This is a genomic window from Streptococcus vulneris (assembly GCF_019218685.1).
GTDB classification, from domain to species: domain Bacteria; phylum Bacillota; class Bacilli; order Lactobacillales; family Streptococcaceae; genus Streptococcus; species Streptococcus vulneris.
The window spans coordinates 1-7,230 of sequence record NZ_JAHUZC010000019.1 but is presented as its reverse complement, the minus strand read 5'-3'; the positions used below and the strand labels follow the sequence as shown (position 1 = coordinate 7,230).

Below are 7,230 nucleotides of genomic sequence, written 5' to 3'. Positions count from 1 at the left end.
TGATAGGCAACCTGACCCGCTGTATAGGCACCTGCTTCCCCTATCGCAAACTGGGTCACCCCCTTGACAACGCTCTGGGTCTGCCCTATGGGAATCATGATGGCACTCGCCGTCACAAAGACATTCCCAACATCACGATACAGCTTGTCATTGCCCATGAAAAGTGTATCTCTGATGGGATTTCCTGCTTTAGTCTGAATATCCCCTGCATTCCCAAGTTTGATATCCTGATCAGCCTCATACATATTAGAAGCCCCATAGGCTGTTGTCCCAAGACCCACGATACCGCCTGCAACAACTAAAGGAGTCGCAGAGCCCAATGTAACTACGATGGCTGTCACTCCGACAATGATAGTCAATGCGCTAACAGCCATGTCTTTCCAACCCTTATCTGATCGAGCCAAGGCCTCAAAACGAGCCTTGTCTCTCTCCTGGGCAGCTTGTACGCGTTCAACACGACTCTCCATCTGCTTGGTCGCCTGTTGGTAGGCCATCGCAAAGCGTTGGACAGACTGGAGTTTGGCGAAATCACCCGACTGATAAGTCCCTACAGTCCGTGTCTTCCCTGCATGCTCTGCGATCAAGGCCTTGGTCGCCGACAAGAGTTCCTTAAAGGCAACCAAATCCTGACTCGCATGATTACTTTCATACTGGATGATCGAGTTGTCCAAGTTCTTGACCTGATTCATGAGAAAGTTATAGTTCATGACCGTACTGGTATGACTGCTTCCTGAATAGCTCACCAAGTCTGAAATCTTGTCCTTGGTCGTGTTCAAGAGCTCAATCTCACTCTTTAGATTGTCCCGTGAACTCTTCAAATCACTATGAAGGGTTGTAAACACCTGACCTGGTAACTTTGCATGATTGCTTGAATCAATTTGATAGTAACCATCCTTGTACAGTAGGAGATTAGTTGAGTAGTCATTCATCAGGTTAACCAGAGTTTGAAGAAGAGTCCCATGCACCTCTACTAGGTAACTGCGCATACTCGAGATAGCCTGACCTTGGAGATTTTGATTGTTGATGAAGTCGCTCATAGCCTTATTTAGACTAGCGATGGCCTCTTCCCAAGCATTCATCGTCTTTTGACTTTCCACTTGAACAGAGGTAATATCATCAAATTTTATCTTGTAACTCATAGAACCTCCCTACTGCAAGCCAGAAAACATTGTTTGTCCCAATACTGTATCTGTACGGGCCAATTCTTTTCCTGTAGCGGACATCAAAGCGATGTCCGTTCCCAATAAGGACGTATAGCTCGTCATCAACTGGTGGAGTTCATTAAATTGTTTTTGATATAGGTTCACTCCTTCTTCATTATACCACAAAAAGAGAGCGTTTCCGCTCCCTTTATTACTCTGGCAATTCTACCTTCAAACTCATATCTGTAGGCTGCAACACTTTCTGAACCGCAGCAAGAAAGGCTAGTCCATTATCCGATGGAGAATACTGGAAGGTAATATGGATGACTTTTTTTTCAAACTTATCGCCATATCTCTCCACATACTGCTTGCTTTCGAGGAAATAGATGTAGTTGTTAAGTTTTTCTTGAAGCTTCAACAAGTGTTCTTCTTCCAGAGATTCTATCCATTTATTCTCATCAATCAACAACAACTCTAGATGATCATCAGAGACCCCCATAGCATCGATGCTTGTAACATCTAGTACAATTGGCCATACTTCTGCAACTGATTTAATTTTTCTTCTATTCTTATTTTCCTCTTTCTTTTGCTCATTAACAATATATTCTACTTTCTCTTCATCACAGTTTTTGAAAAGCTCCATAGAATCAATTAAATTACAAATATTACGGTAATAATTCACCTTTTTCTCATTAGGAAGAGTATAAATACTGTCAAGAACAATAGGTACTATGGCCTCCGCATCAATAATAAAAGGTAAAGAATCATATTCTTCCAGTAAATCCTCTTGTTTTTTGATGAATGATACAACTTGATATAAATGTATAATATCCTGACTAGAAGCTAATTCCTTTAAAATATCAAAAATCCGATCTGGAATATCAAAATCTCCCTCTACATAAATTGGATAAAGGCTATATTCTATCAGAATATGGGTATCAGTAATATCTTGATAATATGAATCTCGATGGCCAATTCTATACTCTGGATCAATACCTAAGAAAGCATCTATTTCTCTGTGATTTTCAATTGCTTTTTTATACCTCGCAATATCCCACTCGGTGTCTTTTTTTAGTCTATATGTCTTCATTTAGTTACTCCATTGGTTAATTCTACCTATTTCTATGTATTTACTCCATCTGTTGTTGAATGATAGTATTAAAACTTTGTCTTATTATAGCATAAAATAAATACAGAAAAAATAAAATGGGGAACTTAAGGAAAAAGAAAACCACCTGAAAAAAATATCAGATGGTAAACTTTTCAATCTTGAACAGACTAATAAGTTTCTTAGAATGTTATTTTTGTGATAACTTCTGCAACATTTCAGGAGAAATTGGGTCCACAAGAACATACTTGGCATCTAGCATATAGATTCCCTCAGTCAACGACTCTAAGAATTCCCGATAAGGAAGTTCGGCTAGTTTTTCGCCATCGGCTGTCATGATAAACAGTCGTGCAACTGCAACCTTACTTCCTCGATACTCTTGTAAATATTGAGGCTCTAGCTCTGGTTGAGATGGTAAGATTGTTCGTCCTTCACTATTTAGATAATTGATAGGGATAATGATATCCTCTCCATTTTGCTCTATTTTAAAAACTTGTTGCTCAGAGTAATAAGCATTTAGCTGTTGGGTAAAGCGCAAACGCTGGTCATAGCTATTTAAGAGTTGATCATCCGGCACATGGATAATCTGCCCTAGGTAGAGTTCATTGATGTAAATAGGACGTTTTACTCCCATAATTTCCACGATGGGATGAACTTTTACTTCCTTGGTCAATTCTGAAAGAGCTGATAAGAAAATATCCGTGAAATGAAAATCAAGAATGGAATCTTTATCATAGTCCACTCCATCATGTTCACACACACTTACATCTAAGAGAACCAGCAATGTTTTCAAGAACATCAAGGCTCCAGTCCAGTCAGAAGCAGTCGCCAAATCTGGAACAGATACCTGATAGGCTTGACCATCAAAGGATAGACGGAATCCTAGACTAGACTTCTCTTTGACCCCAAACTGAACAGAATGGAAATCCGAAATAAGAGAGTCCGCAGATGGCTTTAATCCTGCATCCTTAGCGGAAACGCTGTAACATTCAAAAAGTTCTGCTTGAAGCACCTCACCAATTCTTAGTGATTGGTTGCTTTTTATTGTAAAATTAACTGATTTCATATTTTTCTCCTTCGGTCTACTGGTAAATCCTTTCTACGACGTAGAATCGTTACTTCGCTGACAGGGATTTTTCCTGATGCATACGTAATATGACCGTACTTATCATCCATCAATGACGCGCCATCTGCTATATTATTTTCATTTAAAAATTCTTTATCAGAAACCAATATTCGCACATAAGAATCAGGTGCTGTAAAATCATCATCTCCATGCTTGTGACCAGCAATTGCAAATTCCTGACCTTTATATAGGACACGATCATAAACGCTATATCTTTGCGTAACCTCACTATAAGGCACAAGCTTCCCGTATAGACCTTCTCCTTCACCATCTACATAGGAACTATAAGGGAAATAACCTTCTTTCAACATTTCCGGATCTTCTGAAAGAAGGATATAGTCATTTATATAATTCACAAAATTAGAATATACTTTATCTTCATAAACTAGATATTCTTTATCCATTTTATCCCTCCACGTATTCCATTATACCATATTTATTGACCCTACCAACTAATACTTCCTCTCCTCCGACATTTAGATACAATTTAGAGCCTTCCTTGAGTCTACTTCTATTTGAATGACGATATTCTGGAACCAAAAACTCGTCTGAATCTGATTTTATGAAGCCATTTCCACTAGCAGGATCTATTACTTTATTAGGCTCACCTGTAGATTGATCGACTGAAATTTTACCATTTGCACCGATTAAATTCCCATCCATATCCCCATATGGAATCGTAATATAACCAGCCTCATCAGTAGTGTACTCTAAGCGAAGATAGGCATCGGTTTTAAGAACTAAATTACCATTCTGATCACGTACCGCAACTCTATTGCCATTTGCATCAATCATAGTTTCAACAAATGGAGATCCTTCATAGTCCAGTCGCAAGCCTTCTACAGCTTCTCTGATATTAGTAATATTTTTCACATCCGAACGTTTGGCTACATAGGCACCTGCTGTTGCTTTTTCCTTCCTATTGAATAGCCAAACCTCATCTTTAATAGGCATAATCTTTTGCATGACTGTTGAATTCTTTGGATACGGAATTGCATTACGAATATCAATCATCATGTCATATTCAGACTGTGTCATTTTGGTCACATGCGTATTCCTTAGTCGATTAAATTCATCCCAAGAAACACCATACTCTTTTAATTTTTGGTCAATGATTGCTCGAGTTGTTGATTGACTTGATGATGGATTCGCTGTTCCCTTCACCTTCGGAAGTTCCCGACTAACTAATGGGGATTTGTTTAAGCCTAGTTGGAGTTTCTCCTTCGCCAGATACTGGTCAAAGTTACTGGATTCCCTCGCAAGTCTACTTTCTTCTAGATTCTTCAGAATCTGCTCTCGGTTATACTTCGGTGCTTCGACATCGTGCACCCCCTTCACCTTCGGAAGTTCCCGACTAACTAATGGGGATTTGTTTAAGCCTTGTTGGAGTTTCTCCTTCGCCAGATACTGGTCAAAGTTACTGGATTCCCTCGCAAGTTTACTTTCTTTCAGATTCTTCAGAATCTGCTCGCGGTTATACTTCGGTGCTTCGACCTCTACTTTCACCTTATTGAGACTAAACTTGCTGGCTGCTGAGGAGACCGCATAACCTCCTAAGATATTCCCGATAAAGTTTGCGGTTTGGGCATCTTCTTCGCTTCCACCTAGGAGCTTGGTCCCATGATAGGCAACCTGACCTGCTGTATAGGCACCGGCTTCCCCTATCGCAAACTGGGTCAAGCCCTTGACAACGCTCTGAGTCTGCCCTATGGGAATCATGATGGCACTCGCCGTCACAAAGACATTCCCAACATCATGATACAGCTTGTCATTCCCCATGAAAAGCGTATCTCGGATGAGATTATAGGATTTCGTATGGGCATCCCCTGCATTTCCAAGTTGGATGTTATGAATCCCTTCCGCTGCATTAGACGCCCCATAAGCAAACGACCCCAGTCCTGCGGTTAAGCCAGCCCCAACAACCAAGGGTGTCGCAAAACCCATGCTTCCTACAATCGCAAGAATACTAAACGCAACAGTCACCACACCAAGTGCTAGGTCTTTCCAACCGTTCTTGGCTCGATCCTCTGCAGCCAAGGCCTCAAAACGAGCCTTGTCTCTCTCCTGAGCAGCTTGTACGCGTTCAACACGACTCTCCATCTGCTTGGTTGCCTGTTGGTAGGCCATCGCAAAGCGTTGAACAGACTGGAGTTTGGCAAAATCACCCGACTGATAAGTCCCTACAGTCCGTGTCTTCCCTGCATGTTCTGCGATCAAGGCCTTGGTCGCCGACAAGAGTTCCTTAAAGGCAACCAAATCCTGACTCGCATGATTACTTTCATACTGGATGATCGAGTTGTCCAAGTTCTTGACCTGATTCATGAGAAAGTTATAGTTCATGACCGTACTGGTATGACTGCTTCCTGAATAGCTCACCAAGTCTGAAATCTTGTCCTTAGTCGTGTTCAAGAACTCAATCTCACTCTTTAGATTGTCCCGTGAACTCTTTAAATCACTATGTAATCGTGTAAACACCTGACCTGGTAACTTTGCATGATTGCTTGAATCAATTTGATAGTAGCCATCCTTGTACAGTAGGAGATTAGTTGAGTAGTCATTCATCAGGTTGACCAGAGTTTGAAGAAGAGTCCCATGTACCTCTACTAGGTAACGGCGCATACTCGAGATGGCCTGACCTTGGAGATTTTCACTTAATGTAAAAACAGGAACTTGCTTACAACTAACAGTGTATAAACAAGTTCCTCACAGGTTATCTCAATGGCGATACATAATCGTCTGGAAGTTTGCCTTCAGATTCAATCCACTGCTTCTCAGCAATCGGAATCAACTCTTCAAGTTCTTCCTTAGAAAAAAGTTTCCTATTTTTAGGGACATCTATCAAAGAAGCTGGATGTTTACTTATAAATTTTCTTCTAGATTCTCTTCTCTCTTCTTCCGTTGGTGGCCAACGATCGGTCTGAAGTTTACTTAATACTTCTAACTCCGTTCTCTCTCCACTTTCTAATAAGGCAAATAACTCGTTTGGTAATTCATAAACCACTCGCTGAGGGGCAATTCCTCCCTCCTCAGTAACGTAATAAAGATGGTTCCCATCTCTCCAGATATGCTGACCGTAACCTTTTACCTCTTCAAACTGGATGACATCTTCCCATCCTAATTTACTATGTTCCATGTATGTTCTCCTCTCTTGGTACTAATATCTTCCATAACACCTTCTGGAATATCTCCTGGGAAAGTTCGTCCGGTTGGTCTCCACCAATCGTTGGCCCCAGCTTCATTTCCACTTGGTATTGACAGTCCTTTTTCTGCTACTACTTCTGGAGTAACATCCAAGCGATAAAGTGGACCATCTCCTAAATAACCGTCATCAAATCCTAATATGATTTCATAAAGACGATTATCTCCATTGGCAACCTTTTCAATGATATCTGCATGTTCTTTACTCAACCAGAAACTTGTTCCATCCTTACCTCCAACAATACCTCCATTCCAACTTTCGCTTGGTTGAAATTTTTGGAATCTGGATGCCCCATTCTTAAATTGTTGGTTATGCATTTTTAAATAAGTTGAATTATAAATATCTTCAGGATTTGGTCTATCCCCTTTATTTATTTCAAGTATTTCTTTTGGTGTTACTCCATTTTTATACTTAACCTTCGGTGAGTCCTTAGAAATATTAAAAATCAATTCCCTTTCTTCAGGAGTTAATTTGTTAAAGACCTTCTCTAGGTATCTTTCTCTAGTTGCAAAGTCTTTAAAACCTGAACTCTCCCTCGCAAGTTTGCTTTCCTCTATATTCTTCAGGATTTGTTCTTTGTTATACTTCGGTGTTTCGACATTGTGGACACCTTTCAACTTCGGAAGTTCCCGACTAACTAATGGGGATTTGTTTA

Annotated in this window: 6 protein-coding genes and 3 pseudogenes; all 9 read right to left on the bottom strand. The window is 40.4% G+C overall.

Annotation, left to right across the window (positions count from 1 at the left end; translation table 11 throughout):
• Positions 1-1,139: T7SS effector LXG polymorphic toxin (locus KUA57_RS09320; RefSeq protein WP_250646352.1), on the bottom strand; the 1,139-nt coding region annotated here is incomplete at its 3' end.
• A 9-nt stretch (positions 1,140-1,148) separates the two neighbouring features.
• Positions 1,149-1,307, bottom strand: coding sequence for a hypothetical protein (locus KUA57_RS09315; RefSeq protein WP_260467202.1), 159 nt, complete (start codon positions 1,305-1,307; stop codon positions 1,149-1,151).
• 46 nt (positions 1,308-1,353) lie between these two features.
• Positions 1,354-2,232: an NAD glycohydrolase inhibitor gene (gene ifs / locus KUA57_RS09310; protein WP_125448203.1), complete on the bottom strand. Its 879-nt coding sequence runs from the start codon at positions 2,230-2,232 to the stop codon at positions 1,354-1,356.
• A 208-nt stretch (positions 2,233-2,440) separates the two neighbouring features.
• Positions 2,441-3,316 carry a DUF4299 family protein gene (locus tag KUA57_RS09305; RefSeq protein ID WP_136937687.1) on the bottom strand — a complete coding sequence of 292 codons (876 nt, stop codon included), beginning with the start codon at positions 3,314-3,316 and terminating at the stop codon, positions 2,441-2,443.
• Positions 3,313-3,780, bottom strand: coding sequence for a hypothetical protein (locus tag KUA57_RS09300; protein ID WP_061865062.1), 468 nt, complete (start codon positions 3,778-3,780; stop codon positions 3,313-3,315). The genes KUA57_RS09305 and KUA57_RS09300 overlap by 4 nt, the downstream gene beginning before the upstream one ends.
• 805 nt (positions 3,781-4,585) lie before the next feature.
• Positions 4,586-5,476: pseudogene (locus tag KUA57_RS09290) on the bottom strand (T7SS effector LXG polymorphic toxin); the annotation flags it as partial.
• Positions 5,477-5,593: 117 nt separating this feature from the next.
• A pseudogene (locus KUA57_RS09670) lies at positions 5,594-6,022 on the bottom strand (T7SS effector LXG polymorphic toxin); the annotation flags it as partial.
• A gap of 64 nt (positions 6,023-6,086) precedes the next feature.
• Positions 6,087-6,509 (bottom strand): hypothetical protein, encoded by a 423-nt coding sequence (locus KUA57_RS09280; protein ID WP_218494136.1) that lies wholly within the window; start codon positions 6,507-6,509, stop codon positions 6,087-6,089.
• Positions 6,491-7,230, bottom strand: a pseudogene (locus tag KUA57_RS09275) (hypothetical protein); the annotation flags it as partial. The pseudogene KUA57_RS09275 and the gene KUA57_RS09280, both read right to left, overlap by 19 nt.

Bases quoted from the DNA above. Each gene is read 5' to 3' on its own strand.
- ifs (WP_125448203.1), bottom strand. From the start codon at position 2,232: ATGAAGACATATAGACTAAAAAAAGACACCGAGTGGGATATTGCGAGG.
- KUA57_RS09305 (WP_136937687.1), bottom strand. From the start codon at position 3,316: ATGAAATCAGTTAATTTTACAATAAAAAGCAACCAATCACTAAGAATT.
- KUA57_RS09300 (WP_061865062.1), bottom strand. From the start codon at position 3,780: ATGGATAAAGAATATCTAGTTTATGAAGATAAAGTATATTCTAATTTT.
- KUA57_RS09280 (WP_218494136.1), bottom strand. From the start codon at position 6,509: ATGGAACATAGTAAATTAGGATGGGAAGATGTCATCCAGTTTGAAGAG.